Source organism: Paenibacillus sp. J22P218 (assembly GCF_056269195.1).
In genome coordinates, this window is the sequence record NZ_JBWDNL010000002.1 from 602,040 (window position 1) to 617,490 (window position 15,451).

At 48.7% G+C, this 15,451-nt stretch carries 16 protein-coding genes and 1 other RNA gene; 10 read left to right on the top strand and 7 right to left on the bottom strand.

The features are described from left to right. Positions 1–97: 97 nt before the first annotated feature. Positions 98–1,291 carry an MFS transporter gene (locus tag AC0YN0_RS11465; RefSeq protein ID WP_475821389.1) on the bottom strand — a complete coding sequence of 398 codons (1,194 nt, stop codon included), beginning with the start codon at positions 1,289–1,291 and terminating at the stop codon, positions 98–100. Between the two features lie 138 nt (positions 1,292–1,429). On the opposite strand from AC0YN0_RS11465, the gene AC0YN0_RS11470 reads away from it, so the two are divergent. The 3 genes from AC0YN0_RS11470 to pfkA are packed head-to-tail and all read left to right on the top strand — an operon-like array spanning position 1,430 to position 3,869. After that, positions 1,430–1,747 carry a hypothetical protein gene (locus AC0YN0_RS11470; RefSeq protein ID WP_475821390.1) on the top strand — a complete coding sequence of 106 codons (318 nt, stop codon included), beginning with the start codon at positions 1,430–1,432 and terminating at the stop codon, positions 1,745–1,747. 1 nt (position 1,748) lies between these two features. Then, a complete protein-coding gene (locus AC0YN0_RS11475) occupies positions 1,749–2,855 on the top strand; it encodes a tetraprenyl-beta-curcumene synthase family protein (RefSeq protein ID WP_475821391.1) in 1,107 nt (368 codons plus the stop codon). Between the two features lie 45 nt (positions 2,856–2,900). Continuing rightward, entirely contained in the window at positions 2,901–3,869 is a 969-nt protein-coding gene (pfkA, locus tag AC0YN0_RS11480; RefSeq protein ID WP_337101514.1) for a 6-phosphofructokinase, read from the top strand. A 76-nt stretch (positions 3,870–3,945) separates the two neighbouring features. Here pfkA and AC0YN0_RS11485 read toward each other — a convergent pair whose 3' ends face one another. The 3 genes from AC0YN0_RS11485 to AC0YN0_RS11495 form a co-directional block, all read right to left on the bottom strand. Continuing rightward, positions 3,946–5,142: a putative glycoside hydrolase gene (locus tag AC0YN0_RS11485; RefSeq protein ID WP_475821392.1), complete on the bottom strand. Its 1,197-nt coding sequence runs from the start codon at positions 5,140–5,142 to the stop codon at positions 3,946–3,948. Between the two features lie 145 nt (positions 5,143–5,287). Further along, positions 5,288–5,482, bottom strand: a complete 195-nt coding sequence (locus AC0YN0_RS11490) for a hypothetical protein (protein ID WP_337101516.1) — start codon at positions 5,480–5,482, stop codon at positions 5,288–5,290. A gap of 148 nt (positions 5,483–5,630) precedes the next feature. Then, on the bottom strand, positions 5,631–6,428 hold the full coding sequence (locus AC0YN0_RS11495; RefSeq protein WP_475821894.1) for a YitT family protein: 798 nt from the start codon (positions 6,426–6,428) through the stop codon (positions 5,631–5,633). A gap of 196 nt (positions 6,429–6,624) precedes the next feature. Between AC0YN0_RS11495 and cshA the strand changes: the two genes are divergently transcribed. The 4 genes from cshA (at position 6,625) to AC0YN0_RS11515 (ending at position 10,120) form a co-directional block, all read left to right on the top strand. Continuing rightward, entirely contained in the window at positions 6,625–8,238 is a 1,614-nt protein-coding gene (gene cshA / locus AC0YN0_RS11500; RefSeq protein ID WP_337101517.1) for a degradosome RNA helicase CshA, read from the top strand. Positions 8,239–8,442: 204 nt separating this feature from the next. After that, a complete protein-coding gene (locus AC0YN0_RS11505) occupies positions 8,443–9,237 on the top strand; it encodes a YesL family protein (protein ID WP_475821393.1) in 795 nt (264 codons plus the stop codon). Positions 9,238–9,284: 47 nt separating this feature from the next. Beyond that, positions 9,285–9,468: non-coding RNA, 6S RNA (gene ssrS, locus AC0YN0_RS11510), on the top strand. A 262-nt stretch (positions 9,469–9,730) separates the two neighbouring features. Further along, positions 9,731–10,120 carry a DUF1499 domain-containing protein gene (locus tag AC0YN0_RS11515; RefSeq protein WP_337101519.1) on the top strand — a complete coding sequence of 130 codons (390 nt, stop codon included), beginning with the start codon at positions 9,731–9,733 and terminating at the stop codon, positions 10,118–10,120. Positions 10,121–10,231: 111 nt separating this feature from the next. Here AC0YN0_RS11515 and tpx read toward each other — a convergent pair whose 3' ends face one another. Then, entirely contained in the window at positions 10,232–10,750 is a 519-nt protein-coding gene (gene tpx / locus AC0YN0_RS11520; protein WP_442050531.1) for a thiol peroxidase, read from the bottom strand. 101 nt (positions 10,751–10,851) lie between these two features. Here tpx and AC0YN0_RS11525 point away from each other — a divergent pair, with 101 nt between their 5' ends. Continuing rightward, positions 10,852–11,493, top strand: coding sequence for a rhomboid family intramembrane serine protease (locus AC0YN0_RS11525; protein ID WP_475821394.1), 642 nt, complete (start codon positions 10,852–10,854; stop codon positions 11,491–11,493). Positions 11,494–11,562: 69 nt separating this feature from the next. Continuing rightward, positions 11,563–12,465 carry a glutamate biosynthesis transcriptional regulator GltC gene (gltC, locus tag AC0YN0_RS11530; protein WP_442050529.1) on the top strand — a complete coding sequence of 301 codons (903 nt, stop codon included), beginning with the start codon at positions 11,563–11,565 and terminating at the stop codon, positions 12,463–12,465. 54 nt (positions 12,466–12,519) lie between these two features. Here gltC and AC0YN0_RS11535 read toward each other — a convergent pair whose 3' ends face one another. Both AC0YN0_RS11535 and AC0YN0_RS11540 read right to left on the bottom strand, forming a co-directional pair. Next, positions 12,520–13,203, bottom strand: coding sequence for a zinc metallopeptidase (locus tag AC0YN0_RS11535; protein ID WP_475821395.1), 684 nt, complete (start codon positions 13,201–13,203; stop codon positions 12,520–12,522). A 56-nt stretch (positions 13,204–13,259) separates the two neighbouring features. Beyond that, positions 13,260–13,700 (bottom strand): MerR family transcriptional regulator, encoded by a 441-nt coding sequence (locus tag AC0YN0_RS11540; protein WP_475821396.1) that lies wholly within the window; start codon positions 13,698–13,700, stop codon positions 13,260–13,262. A 354-nt stretch (positions 13,701–14,054) separates the two neighbouring features. Between AC0YN0_RS11540 and AC0YN0_RS11545 the strand changes: the two genes are divergently transcribed. Further along, positions 14,055–15,416: an ammonium transporter gene (locus AC0YN0_RS11545; RefSeq protein ID WP_475821397.1), complete on the top strand. Its 1,362-nt coding sequence runs from the start codon at positions 14,055–14,057 to the stop codon at positions 15,414–15,416. Positions 15,417–15,451 lie beyond the last annotated feature (35 nt).

A 15,451-nucleotide genomic window follows, 5' to 3' on the forward strand; every position in this document is an offset into this window, starting at 1 on the left:
TATGACCGTGTTACATCTGTAAGGTATAACAAAGAAGCGGCTGAACGGGGAGTTTTCCCTCGCTCAGCCGCTTCTTCTTATTATGGCAGTAACCCCGCTACCGCTCATCGCTATAATAATATTTCGCAAAGAAGCCAACCGCCGCGACCATCGCAATGATGGAGCCCATTCGGAAGAAGCTTTCCCTGCCAAACTGCTCGTAGATGAATCCTCCGAAGAAGCCGCTTATTGCGCCGGCAAGTCCTGTCCATACGACGGCATAAACCGCTTGACCTGATGCGCGGAATTCGTCGGGGATAATTCTAGAAATGTAACGAAGCGCCGTCGAGAAATAAATGCCGAACGTGATGCTGTGCATCGCTTGAGCTGCAAGCGCCCATCTGGGATCTTGAATATCGCTTACGAACCATAAGCGGACCGCATACATAATCGAAGCAATCATAAGCAGCGGAAGCTCCTTGAACTTATGACCATATTTGCCGAGCAGGAACAGAACCGGAATTTCGCTTAGCGAGGACATAAGCCATGACAGGCCAACTAAGGAGTCGCTTGCCCCTAAGTGCCTCATCGTTACGGCCAAGAAGCCCTCATTCATTCGGTGAGGAATCGAGATCGCCAAGACGAGCAGAAAGAAGATAACGATATTCCGCTGCCGCAGCAGCTTGAAGAAACCGGAAAAATCCATTTTTCGAGAAGTCGCCTGGTAGTCCTTCAGTCCAAAAACAAGACAAAGCGTAATCGCAATCGTCAACAATGCGAGGGGCATCGTCCAGTTTGACCCGATATGCTTCAATATGAGTCCTAGTGAATAGGCAGTTGCTGCAAAACCAAGTGAACCGAATATACGAATAAGCGCATAAGGTTTGCCGGTATATTGACTGGATAACAGGATCAGGCTGTCTGTCAGCGGGTTAATTGGCGTCTGAAAAAAATAAAAGCCCATCATAACGAGGCAGACGACCGCAAAATGTTCAACTGGAAGCAGGATCGATATCATGACGAGCTGGCCGAACAGGAGCAGTATGAGCAGCTTCTTAATCGTCCTCAGCTTGTCGCTCGCCATGCCGAATAAAATGTTGGCGAAGATCGACATAAGCGGGCCGATCGCATAAATAATGCCGATCTGCTGTTCCGAGTAACCGCGCTCCAAAAAATACAGCGGTATGAAGGACACGATCATCGCGGCTGTCGAATAGGAGAAAAACGTATACGTTCGCAGCGCAAAAGTTTCTTTGCGGGCTGTGGCTGAGGTTGCCGGTCTATCAGCCTCGGAAGTTCCGGATGTTTCCATTGGTGTAAGTCTCACTCCATCTCTATACGATTGCTTAATCGTCATTAATTATAGCATGGCTCTGGAAACCGACCAATTTGATTTTTGAAGCTGGATTATTGTGTATCGAAATGGTACATTTAGATGTGGAGGTTTACAATGGGGGAGTATCGATTTGATTGGAACGAACGGCTTCGAATTAGCCTTCCCATCCTTGAGAGGGATTGGGAGCAATACGAAGTATCCGAGCAAATGAAAATCATTGAGCAATGGGAGTCGATAAGGGGAACGATTCCGGATCGCGTCATCGAATTCGAACGATTGATTAACGGGAAGCAGGCAGAGCTGTTCGAGGAGCATGATTTTGATAGATGCTGCGAATTGAACTATGAAATTGCCGAATATGCAAGCCGGATTAACGAATTGCATATATGGTACCGAATAAATCAAGAGATGGAATCTCGTTGGCATTCATGAAATGGAGTTCGAGGAGGATCCCATCTTGCGTGTAACGACTCTTTCAAGCGGACGCGTGCCCCAGAGCCCGATAAAGCTCATGCATCGCGTATACAAATATGTGCTGCCAGGCGTTGAGAAGGAGCTGAAGCTGCTTCGCGCGCGCGCAGAGGCTATCCCCGACGAGGAGCTTAGGAGTCAGGCTCTAAGCAGTATGGATAGCAAAAAGTTTCATTGCCAAGGCGGCGCCGTATATGCAATCGTAAGTCTGGAGCATCGACATATTTTGATTCCGCTAATTGTATCACTCCAGACGATTAGCGATTATTTGGACAATCTATGCGACCGAAGCACATCGCTTGATCCTGATGACTTCCGTCAGCTTCATCAATCGATGCTGGATGCGGTTAATCCCGCTGCTCCGCTTCAAGATTATTACAAGTATCGCAAAGAAAACAACGACGGCGGTTATCTGCATCATCTGGTGCTAACCTGCCAACGAATGGCTTCAAGCTTGCCTTCCTATTCAAGCGTCGAGCCTTATGTTACCGAGCTTGTTGCGCTTTATAGCGACTTGCAAGTGTATAAGCATATTCGTAAGGATGAACGTGAGCCGATGCTGCTAAGTTGGTGGGAGAAGCAGATGAGCAGCTGCCCGGACCTGAAGTGGAATGAGTTTGCCGCTGCTACAGGCTCCACGCTTGGGATGTTCATGCTGTTCTTGGCGGCGACGGAGGACAAGTTGTCCGCAGTCGATGCTGCCGCGATTAAGAGTGGCTATTTCCCGCATGTTTGTGCTCTGCATATTTTGCTTGATTACCTGATCGATCAGGAAGAGGATCAAGAGGGCGGCGATCTAAACTTTTGCAACTATTATGATAATGATAGTCTGCTCGTTGATCGGTTAAGCATGATTGTTGCTAGAGCGCGTGAGGATGTGAAGGGGCTGCCCGCTTCGCGCTTTCATCGCCTGATTATTGAAGGGCTGCTTGCGCTGTACTTATCGGATCCGAAGGTGCGGCATCAGCCGCCGGTGAGAGACATCTCGCGCAGGCTAATGAAGAACAGTCCGCTTACACGCCTGTTTTTCCTTGTCAACAGCATTTGGATTAGGAAAAAACAAGCTTGATATTATAACCAATACAATTACACAGTGAAAGTGGAGGAATGAAACATGTCTGCAGTCAAATCAATCGCTGTACTGACAAGTGGAGGAGATTCTCAAGGAATGAACGCGGCTGTCCGTGCTGTCGTACGGAGCGCGTTGTTCCATGGGCTAGACGTATACGGTGTACAACGGGGTTACCAAGGGTTGCTTAACGACGATTTGCGCCAAATGGATTTACGCAGCGTAGGCGATATTATTCAACGCGGCGGCACGATTCTGCAAACGGCTCGCTGCAAGGAGTTCATGACAGCGGAAGGACAGCAACGCGGCGCGGAAGTGCTTCGGGCAAGAGGTATTGACGGTCTTGTCGTTATCGGCGGAGACGGCTCATACCAAGGCGCGAACAAGCTGAGCAAGCTCGGCATTAAGACGATGGGCTTGCCGGGAACGATCGATAATGACATTCCGTTCACGGATATGACGATTGGTTTCGATACGGCTGTAAGCATCGTTGTCGATGCGATTAACAAAATCCGCGATACGATGTCTTCGCACGAGCGTTCTTCGATTGTCGAGGTTATGGGACGCCATTGCGGCGATATTGCTTTGCACGCTGGTCTTGCTAGCGGTGCGGAGACGATTCTTGTTCCTGAAGTTCCGTTCGATCTGAACGAAGTTGCAGATCGTATGAAAACAAACTTTGCCAAAGGCAAACGCCACAGTATTATCGTTGTTGCGGAAGGCGCTGGCAAAGGGGAGGACGTGTCGCAGAAAATTACCGATTGTTGCGGCATCGAGCCCCGTGTTACGGTACTTGGACATATTCAGCGCGGCGGCACGCCAACCGCTGTCGATCGTATTCTTGCAAGCCGCTTAGGCGACTTTGCCGTTAGCCAGCTAATGGCTGGCATATCTGGCAAAGCATGCGGCGTTGTTCGCGGCGAGCTTGTGACGACAGACATCGATACTGTCGTCAATTCCAAGAAGCCTTTCAACATGGACATGTACGAGCTGGCGCTTCGTCTATCGCAATAAGAGCTTCGTTCATACAGCATAAAAGGCTGCACTCAACATCCGGCGGATGAAGAGTGCAGCCTTTTTTGGGTTTGGTTCATTTGTAATCGACGTTCGGCGAATACTTATTGCCAGCATTCCACAAAAGGTACTCGTTAACGTTCGAGTCGTGCAGTGCTTTTATTTGCGCTTCGACCTCTGCTTTGCCGTATTTCATGAATTGGCCTTTGCCGAGCCAACTAGCAGTGAAGTCTTGAATCCATGGCCGAATGATCGGTTTCAGTTCCTCCGTGCCTTCAAGTTTCTTATGCGTATCCTCCATAGCGCCCTTGATGACGGCGTAAGGGCTTAGATCGGGATACTTCTGCTTGAACCAGCCTGTACTGTAATGGCTTGGGTAGATCATCGGCGAGATGACATGCACGTCATTCGATATTTTCACGAAGTCTTGTCCGATTCCTTCCGCTGCCGATACGGAGGCCGCATACCCGAAGATATCGACCGATACGCGAACGCCGAGCGGCTCGAGCTGTTCTCTTGCGTATTTGACGAAGCCGGCGACGGCGTCAACGCGGCTAAGCTCCGACTTCGTAAAGGTGAGTGAATCCGCCTTCTTATCGAAGCCTTCAGGGAAACGCACATAATCGAATTGTATTTCCTTGAAGCCGAGCCGGGCGGCTTCCTTGGCAACCGTAACGTTATAGTCCCATACTTCCTTGCGGTAAGGATTCACGAAGCTCTCGCCTTTATTATTTTTCCATATCGTTCCGTCCTGGTGGAGGAATGACAGCTCTGGCTTCTTGCGGGCGAGCACCGTATCCTTGAACACAACGATCCGGGCAATCGGATAAATTTCATGTTTCTTCAGGCTTGACATTAAATTTCCAATGTTGCCGATGAACCGCTGAGGGGTTCCGACCTCGAGCAGCTCGGGGGTTGTTGTCGGATAGGTAATATAGCCGTTATCGTCCTTAATGTCGATGACCATGCTGTTAAGCTCGGTGCTGTCGACAAGCTTAAGCAGCGACTCCATTCGTGCTCCGCCTGCGCTGTGCGCGGTTACGTAAATGCCCTTAATGGCCGGCGCCTCAGGCTGCGGATCTTGCTTCACGGCTGCGATGCCGCCTGTTCCGCCGGGAAGCCCGCTTAGGCCGGGAGAGTCGGGTTGTATAATCGTCTGACCTGCGGCAGCGTTTATGTATGCGGCGGCGAGCTGCTTAGCCGCCATGCTTTCTTCGCCGGAGCCGGTTAGCAAATTGTACAGCAGCAGTAAAGTTGATAGAATAATATCCACTATGTTCTCTCCCCGTTAGCTCTTCTGTACCCAAATTATAAAGCAGATTCCGCGGCTGGGTCATCATTTATTTTCCTTCTACGACAAAAAAACCTGTCGAGAGGGTTCTCGACAGGCGCATGGGTAATCTGTATTTCCCGTATTGTCATTGCAGGAAAGCTTCTCTTTGATGCTCGCAAATACTGTGTTGCACGATTTCCATCGCGTCTGACGGCTCAAGTACAGCAAGTCCGTCCCGCAGCACAATGCTGATGTCCATCTCGCGTTCCGTGAGAAAAGGACTAAGCTCAGGTGCAAGCTTCTCCACAATTTGAGACAGTTTTACCGTTTCCAAATCCACCTTAGCATCACCCTTTCGTCGATCGATTGTTCAAAGATAGGGGAAATCCTATGGGAAAAGAAACCTAAACTACGGGTTACACACATTATAGCAGGATCAATTTCAAAAACATAGGGATACTCCATAAAATCCATATTCGCGTATATACTTAATCCTTCGGCTTGGAGAAGTCGCCGATTACGCCTACGGTTTCCACTATGTTAATGAAAGCATGCGGGTCGATGGAACGTATGGTTTTGCTCAGATCAGACAATTCGTACCTTGTTCTGACGGTCATCAGCATATCGCGCTCAGCCGCAGAGTAAGCTCCTTTCGTCTTAATAATGGTAATTCCGCGAGGATGGGTCAGCAGTCTCGCCAGAAGCTCCTCGGTTTTCGTCGTAATAATAAAGGCGGTAACTTTGATATGGCGAACGTGGATGATGTCGACAATCTTTCCTGCCGTATAGATGGATACGAGCGAGTAAAGAGCTAAATCCCAATTTTTTGTGAAAAAAACCAGGATGGCGATGACCAGGCTATTGAGTACGAATATGATCATGCCAACCGGAAAGTCCCGTCTCCGCGTTACGATCGAAGCGATAATGTCGAACCCGCCAGACGATCCGCCGTAACGAAGCGAAAGTCCGCTCCCGAATCCGACGATGATGCCTCCGAAGACGGAGCCCAGCACGATATCTTCTGCGATTTTGACTACAGGCAAGATTTGGAGGAACAAGGTAGATGCAATGACCATATAAATGCTCCAAATGATAAATCGGTGGCCGACAGCGAACCAACCCCAAAGCAGAACGGGCAGATTGAGCAAGAAGTATAACAAGCCGATATTGCCTCCGGTAAGGTAGCCGATCATCATGGATATGCCAGATAAACCGCCGCTTAGCAGTTGATGCGGAATAAGGAATAAGTTGAAGCCTGCTGCGACGAGCAGCGCTCCGAACGTCATGACTGGAACGTTGTATAGATGCTGCAAAATTTGACGATTCAAGTCAGGACGCCTCCCGTGAAACAGACTAGACAAGCCGCTTTTTGTCGTTTGTAGTATGGCTTTATTTGGTTTACTGGTATTCACAATTGTTTCTGTGCTATAATGATTTGGATATTCTTAAGTAGGCTGTAGATAGAAGGAGTTTGAGAAAAGTTTGAAAACATTTGCTGAATTTGGCTTGGAACCTAAGGTGTTGCAAGCAATTACTGAACTTGGATTTGAGGAATCAACCCCGATTCAAGACAAAGCGATCCCTATCGCACTGGCAGGAACCGATCTTATCGGCCAGGCACAAACAGGAACAGGGAAGACAGCGGCATTCGGAATACCGCTCATTAACAAAATTCCGACAAGCGAGGAACGCATTGTCGCATTAATAATGACGCCAACCCGTGAACTCGCTATTCAGGTGGCTGACGAGATCGGGAAGTTGACTCGATACAAAGGTCTTCGCTCATTGCCGATTTACGGCGGTCAAGAAATCGGTCGCCAAATCCGTGCATTGAAGAAGAAGCCACAAATCATTATCGGTACGCCGGGACGTTTGCTCGACCATATCAACCGCAAGACGATTCGTCTCGAAGACGTTCAAACGGTTATTTTGGACGAAGCGGACGAAATGCTGGACATGGGCTTCATGGAAGACATTCAGTCGATCCTGAAGCAAGTGCCGGAAGAGCGTCATACGATGTTGTTCTCGGCAACAATGCCGGCTAACATCCAGAAGCTTGCACAACAATTTCTGAAGAATCCGGAGCATGTCTCGGTAATCCCGAAACAAATTACGGCTCCATCGATCGAGCAAGCTTACATTGAAGTGCATGAGCGTCAGAAGTTCGAAGCGCTTAGCCGCCTGCTCGATATGGAATCGCCTGAGCTTGCCATCATCTTCGGCCGTACGAAACGCCGGGTAGATGAGCTGAGCGAAGCGCTTCAGAAGCGTGGCTATTCCGCTGACGGCTTGCATGGCGACTTGTCGCAGAACCAACGTGACAGCGTTATGCGTAAGTTCCGTGACGGAAGCATTGACGTACTTGTTGCAACAGACGTTGCGGCACGCGGTCTCGACGTATCCGGCGTAACGCATGTAATCAACTTTGACCTTCCGCAAGATCCGGAGAGCTATGTTCACCGTATCGGCCGTACTGGCCGCGCAGGCAAAGAAGGAACTGCATGGTCGTTCGTAACGCCGCGCGAAACGGATCACCTTCACTTCATCGAGAAAATCACTCGTCAGAAGATGAACCGCAAGCCGCTTCCTAGCATTGCAGAAGCTATCGAAGGCAAGCAACGCGTAACAGCGGAGCGTTTGCTCGATATCATCAACAACGATGATTTCAATGAGTACAAAGCCATCTCGATCCAACTTCTTGAGCAATACGATTCGGTTCACCTGCTTGCAGCTGCAATTAAATTGCTGACTGGCGAGAAGAAGAACGTCGATATCGAATTGACGCCGGAAGAACCGCTTCGCGCTAAGAAGCGTAGACCGGATGTTCGTTCCAACGGCCGTCCATTCAATCGCAGCGGATCCTCCTCCTCTTATGGCGGCAACCGCAGCGGCGGTACAGGCGGAAGCAGCGGCGGCGGGTATCGCGGACGCGATGACAGACGCAGCAGCGCTGGAAGCAGCAGCGGTAGCAGCAGCTCGCGCGGCGGTTATGAGAGCCGTGGCGGAAGCGGCGGTTATGGCGGCAAGCGCAGCAGCGAAGGCCGCAGCGACAGCCGTCGTCCGAAGAGCAGCAGCGAAGGTTTCGTCAACAATTAATTGTGTCTAAGCTATGAGCTGCGCTAAGACAAAGGCAGCCAGCGCTTCGCGGTCAATGAAACCGGGGAAGTCCGTTATGCCCGGCGGGCATTCGGGTTTCCCTGGTTTTTTATTTCGCGAAACGTTGCTTTACGTCGCTTTATAGGACGAGTTAGCCGTTTCACCTTGCATTCTTAAGAATGGACTTATCTGGAGGCAGATCAAATGGAACCAAGAGGACTAATGGGGGGATTTTACCGAATCTCCGAATGGATTATGCGTTTAGCGGTAATTAATGTATTATGGTTGGTCTGCTCAATACCATTTGTGTTTTTTGCCTGGACACTCCTTATTGCTGGAACGGGTACGGAAGCCGAAATGCTTAGCCAAGTGTATATGACGCTTATCTTCATGGCTGTCGTTGCGCCGTTCACGTTGTTCCCTGCTACTGCAGCGATGTTCGCCGTCGCGCGCAAGTGGGTTACGGGTGAAGTGGATGTTGCGTTGTTCAAAACCTATTTCCGCAGCTACAAGGAAAATTACAAGCAGAGTATGTTGGGCGGTATTATTTACACGCTGCTGCTCACTATTATGATTGTCGATTTTATCGTGTACCGCGAACAATTAAATCTATTGTCGTACATTTTCGTCGCATTTCTTATTTTGCTCGTCGTATCGCTGTTCAACTTCTTCTCGATGCTCGTTCATTATCATATGAAAACGTTTCAATTGCTGAAGAACGCCGTATTGATCACGATCGGAAGACCATTCCGTTCCTTGTCCACGGCGATTATGGCCGGAGCTGTCCTGTACTTCAGCACGAGATTTACGTTTCTTATTCCGTTCTTCATGGGGAGCATCATCGCGTACTTATCGTATTGGAACTTCAATTTGATTTACCAGAAGCTCCAAGACCAAGCCGAGAAAGCAAGGCTTGCTGAGGAAGAAGCGGCAGAGGAAGCGGCAGAACTTGATCGGGTCGATCTGATTAAGCATGATTCGGACAACTCCAACAAATAACAACCTGTCAGCGTTTACTTTTGCATCGCATACGTCTATAATAACAATACATCCTGCGATGTTCGTTTCGGCTTTTCGTTGTTTTGAACCAATGGCTGTTTCACGGGAGACCTAGATTGGAACGCAGCTGACAAGCCCTCGAAAGGGGATCTCAAAAGCGTTTCTGCGGACACCCACCTGCGAGAGCAGGGTTCAGAAACATGTAAGTCGGACGGCATAGGCGGGTTTCTTATTCAACCAAAGGGAGCTTTTGCCGGAGAGATCCGGTGAATGCTCTTTTTTCATACGAAACGTGAGCAAACGCCAGCAAGCATGGCAACTGCCGTTTACGCTTAAATTCTAAGTTAATAACGATTGTCCCGTTATTATTGGCTTAGAATTCTCCGCGAAACGTTATATACGCATGCAAGCATAGCGTATATCGTTTACGCTCGGGACAAATCATGGTATCATAGAGAGTAATGTACATAGATTTCGGAGGGGGAGATCGTTGTTGTTGAAGCGGACCTTTATCGGGCTGCTGCGCAGTCATGAACAGACAGGCGACAGAGCCAAGGATCCAATGCTGAAATCTCATTTCTACAAGCTCTCGAAGGAGAAGGCTTGGGAGGAAGTTATATCGACTCTTAAGAAGATGCAGGGCTACAAGGTATTACATGAGGTGCAATCTGTAGGAGAGATCGTACTGGAGAAGCGTACAGCATTCGGCAGAACGATGGACATTACCGTTTCCGTCATCAGCGTTAATCCGCTTACCTCGGCTGTCGACATCTATTCGGCATCGCGCGGCTCGCTGGGCGACCTCGGATCGAATTATAGGGTTATTATAGACCTCTATCGGACGCTGGACAAAAAACTTTCGGCGTTCAAAGTATCAAGCTAACGAACATACATGTTTTAATTAAAAAATCAAAAACAAAGCGAGGAAGGATGTCCTTCACTCGCTTTGTTTGCGGTCATGCGCCTATTGCGTTATGGATGAATATCGCTTGGCTTACAGAAGGGCTTTGACAGCGCTAATCGCTTGCTCGTAGTTCGGGTGCTCTGTCATTTCTGGCAAGTACTCAACATATTGGATCGTATCGTTCGCATCGATTACGAAGATCGAACGCATATCGAGACCCAATTCTTTAATGTATACGCCGTAAGCTTCGCCGAAGCTGTGCGCTTTGTAGTCCGAGAGCAGAACGACTTTGTCAACGCCGGACGCGCCGCACCAGCGCGACTGAGCGAATGGCAAGTCTACGCTTACCGTTAGAATAGCGACGTTCTCGCCCAAGGAAGCTGCTTCAACATTGAAGCGGCGCGTCTGTGCATCGCATACGCCTGTGTCGATCGAAGGAACAACGCTGATTAGCTTTACTTTGCCTGCGTAGTCAGCAAGCGATGCATTCTCAACCAAGTTTTTGTTAATGGAGAAGTCTGGAGCTTTGTCTCCAACTTTAAGTTCCGGGCCGATAAGTGTAATTGGGTTGCCCTTGAATGTTGCAACGCCTGTACGTTCCTGTGACATGTGTAATGTCCTCCTCGATTTGAATGGTCAATACCAAATTCATTATAATCGTAATGAAACAACATTGTCCAATTCATGGATGGAAAAAAGGGGCTGAAATAATGATTTTTTTGCGGTATGAGAGTTTTCGCGAGTACTTGAAGCAATTTCCGGTTACGGCTACGATTATTGCGCTTAATATCTTGTATTTTATTGTCATCGCAATCAATGGCAATCCGAACAATGCAAGTCATGCCTATGATTATGGAGCGTTTGTAACCATACCTGGGGTTGATCCGTATGGTATGCAAGAGCCTTGGCGATATTTGACCTCCATGTTCATGCATTCAGGTGTAGAGCATTTGCTCTACAATATGTTTTCGCTGCTCATCTTCGCTCCGCCGCTTGAAAGACTGCTTCGATCGTCGAGGTACATCTTTTTCTATCTTCTATGCGGTATTGGAGGCGACCTCATGAGTGCATGGGTGCACGCGTTGCAGAATGATGGCGCACATATTGCGGTAGGGGCATCAGGTGCGATTTATGGCGTGTTCGGTGCGTTTCTATATTTATCGTTATTCCGAAGAGCAAGGCTGGATGAAAGCTCAAGGAAGACGGTCTACATGATACTTATATTTGGGGTCATCTATTCGTTCCTCATTCCAAGGGTTGATCTTTGGGGGCATGTTGGCGGAGGAGTAGCGGGATTTCTTCTCTACAATTTGTTCGACCGCAGCATGCTGCGCAAGAAGCGCGTAGGGTGATAGGTAAGAGGAGTGTAGGAAGGACAACAATCAAATTAAAGGTCCTTGACAGGAGAGAGAAAAACCTAGATGGAACTTCGTCAGCTTTATTATTTTGTAAAAGTAGCAAAAAAAGAACATGTAACACAAGCGGCGGAAGAACTGCACGTTGCGCAATCGGCTGTTAGCCGTCAAATTCACCAGCTGGAAGAGGAGCTTGGGGTCAAGCTGTTCGTTCAGAAAGGCAGAAATCTGCAGCTGACCCAGGTCGGCCAGCTATTTCTAAAGCGTGCTGAAGCGATACTCGTCGATTTGGAACGGGCGGTTGTGGAAATTCATGAGTTTCTCGATCCGGAGAAAGGTGAGATCAGGCTTGGTTTTCCGCATAGCTTGGGCATTTCCTTGATTCCACAGGTCGTTGCGGCGTTCCGCAAGCTGTATCCGAACGTGAAGTTTCGCTTCAAGCAAGGAATGTATCCATCACTCATTCGCGATATGATCAAGGGAGAGATTGATTTGGCTTTTATATCGCCATTTCCTGACGATCATGAATTCGTATGCGGCGAGGTGTTGCTGACAGAGGAACTGTACGCTATTCTGCCTCCGGGTCACCCGCTGTCGGATGAACCGGCAATCGAGCTTAAACAGCTGGAGCATGAGACATTCGTGCTGTTCAGTGAAGGTTATTCCCTTCGGCCGATTGTATGGGAAGCGTGCCAACAGGCCGGATTCACGCCGAATATCGGGTTCGAAGGCGAAGAGACGGATACGATTCGCGGACTCGTCGCCGCCGGCATGGGAGTAAGCTTGCTGCCTGAATTGGCGCTCCATTATACAGGACCGCTTCAACCGGCTAAGGTGCGGATCAGCCACCCGCAGGTGACGAGGACAATTGGACTTATTCGCCGTTCGAATGAAAAGCTTCCGCTTGTTGCCAAAGTATTTCATGGCTTTCTTATTCGGTATTTTAATGATCGCAAGAACAATTCCTAACCATATAGGAAAGGCTTCCTGGGCGCGTGTTACCCTAGGAAGCCTTTTTTGTTATTAATCGCGCCTAGATGTGAAGATCATAATATATTTGAGCAGCTCCAGTAAGGAGATAAGCGCTGCCGCTACATAAGTAAGCGCCGCCGCGTTCAGCACCTTGGCTGTACCGCGTTCCTCTTCGTTCGTAATGATGCCCTCTGCAATCATTAGATCGCGCGCTCGGCTGCTGGCATTGAACTCGACTGGCAGCGTAATGAGCTGGAAAGCAACGGCAACCGAGAAGAAAGCAATACCGATACCAATAAGAGTAGGGGCGGTGAACAACAGTCCTGCCAGAAACAGGAACGGAGCTGTGCCGGATGCGAAATTAACGACTGGGAAGATGCGATGACGGATAACAAGCATGGGGTAATGAACGGAATGTTGAATGGCATGTCCGATTTCATGACAAGCGACGGAAACGGCGGATATGGATCTTTCGTAATAGACGGGCTCCGATAAACGTACAATACGATGTACCGGATCGTAATGGTCGGTCAGGGAGCCCCTGACAGGCTCTATAGGAACACTCGACAGTCCGTTACTGTCGAGCAGCAGTCTAGCCGCCTCGTAGCCGGTGAGGCCTCTCGCGGCAGGTATGCGCGACCATTTGTTGAACGTGCCCTTAACACGGAATTGAGCCCAGATGCTGACCGCTAAAGCGATTAGGATGACTGAATCCATCGGGTGAAATAGCAGCATAGATGCATTCCTCCATAGGTGACTGACATCGGCGCAAGCAAGCTTGGATTTCGGAATTACATGAAAGGTCCTTTATTAATGAGCAGCATAAGCGCCTCGATGCACGCGGCGGTCTGAGGGACGAGACGAGTATAGAGCTGATTGGCTTGCTTAGGCTTAAGCTTCTTAATATCAGGCTCCAATTCCTTCACTTGACGCTCCAGTTGGCTTAATTGATGCTGCAAGTCGGTGAGCCGCTGCGATACATGCTCTTCTGGCGTTACTTTGCTCCAGGTTTTTAGATTTACTTTAATCTCGTCTAATGTATATTTATCTTTTTTCAATTGTTCAATACGCTCCAAGCGGAGAAGCGTCTCGTGGGCATACAGCCGATAATTTTTGGCAGAACGCTCCGCTGGCTCGATTAAGCCGATCGAAGTGTAATAATCAAGCGTTCTCTGACTAATTTGCGCAAGCTTGGATAATTCTCCGATCCGGTATAAAGCTGCACCTTGCATAACAACACCTTCCTTCATTAGACGAATACTCTGATCTATATTAAATATGATAATAGGAAGTATCCGCGCAGTCAAACCTGACATGCGACTTTACAACTAGATGTCAGATACACGATCTTATAGAGCTGTCTATTCTATTAATAGAGGCTAAACGCGAAGAATGAGACGCCCTCACAACCCTTTTTGGAGATGAATTGTAAAAAAACTTAACGTTCGTGTCAGATTTTATGCCGAACGTTAGATTTTTTTTCAAAAATAGAAGAAAGCGTATTGTCAAATTGAGTACTTCTGACTATAATGACATTAAGTCTTTCCTCACATGTTAGGAAACATTACATTAAGGGAGTGGTCGTATTGATTAAGAAAACGGTGTTAGCTTTTGGTGCTTTAACTCTTTTATTCCCGGCAATGGCTTTTGCTGAGGACCCATCCGGCGGCACGCTGAACATGGGATTGAACGCTCTCTGGGTTATGCTATCATTCATCCTCGTATTATTGATGCAAGGCGGCTTCATCCTTCTTGAAACGGGTTCGACTCGAATGAAAAACGCTGGTCACGTTGCCGGCAAGACGATTTTCACGACAGGCCTTGCGGCAATTATTTATTGGGCGTTTGGTTACGGCTTCGCATTCGGCGGAGACAGCAGCGTCAGCGCGTTATTCGGATGGGGCGACTTCTTCTTCGATCCTTCGAAGGCAAGCGTAGAGAACGCATTGCCAAGCACGATCTTCTTCTTGTTCCAACTCGCATTCGCGGCAGTATCGCTTTCGATCGCATGGGGCGGCTTCGCAGAACGCGCTAAGCTTTCATCTTATGTTGTATTTACAGTATTCTTCATTGCCATCATTTATCCAACGGTTGCTCACTGGATCTGGGGCGGCGGTTGGCTTGCAAAAGACGGCGCGCAAGACTTCGCGGGATCGACCGTCGTTCACTTAACGGGTGCTCTAGCGGCATTCGCAGCTACAGTATTACTTAAACCTCGTATCGGCAAGTTCAACAAAGACGGCTCGGCGAACGAAATTTTGGGACACAACCAAGTATTCACTGCACTATCCGTATTGCTTCTCTGGGTGGGCTGGTTCGGCTTCAATGCCGGCTCGACAGTAGCGATCGGCGACGGCTTCTTCGGCTTCGTAGCATTCAACACAATGCTGGGCGCTGGCGCCGGCGGTGTGGCAGCACTTCTTATTTCATGGGCAGTTACCGGCAAAGCTGACATCACAACAATGCTTAACGGTACGCTTGCAGGTCTAGTAGCCATTACGGCATCATGCGCATTCGTAGATCCTTGGGCGGCAGTAGTAATCGGTTTGGTAGCTGGCGTACTCGTATTCTACAGCGTGAAATTTTTCGAAAAAATCAAAGTCGACGATCCAATCTACGCTCTTTCGGTTCACGGCGCTGCTGGTATCTGGGGTACGCTTGCTAACGGTATCTTCGCTACGCAAGAATTGGCTGAGAAAGTGGCCGTTGGTGAAGGCGGTCTGATTGATACAGGCAACTGGCACCAATTGTGGGTTCAATTCGAATCGGTAGTCGTAGTTGGCGCATTCGTACTTGCTGCTTCGTTCCTTGTTCTTGGCGTAATGAAACTTATCATGGGCTTCCGCGTAACAGAAGAGCAAGAAATTATCGGTCTTGACCTTAGTGAGCACGGTGCTTACGGTTACCCTGAGCAAATGAAAAAAGCTGACAAAACGATTCAAGGGTAATCATTAATTGGCTACCAAGAGGGACTGACCGAAGG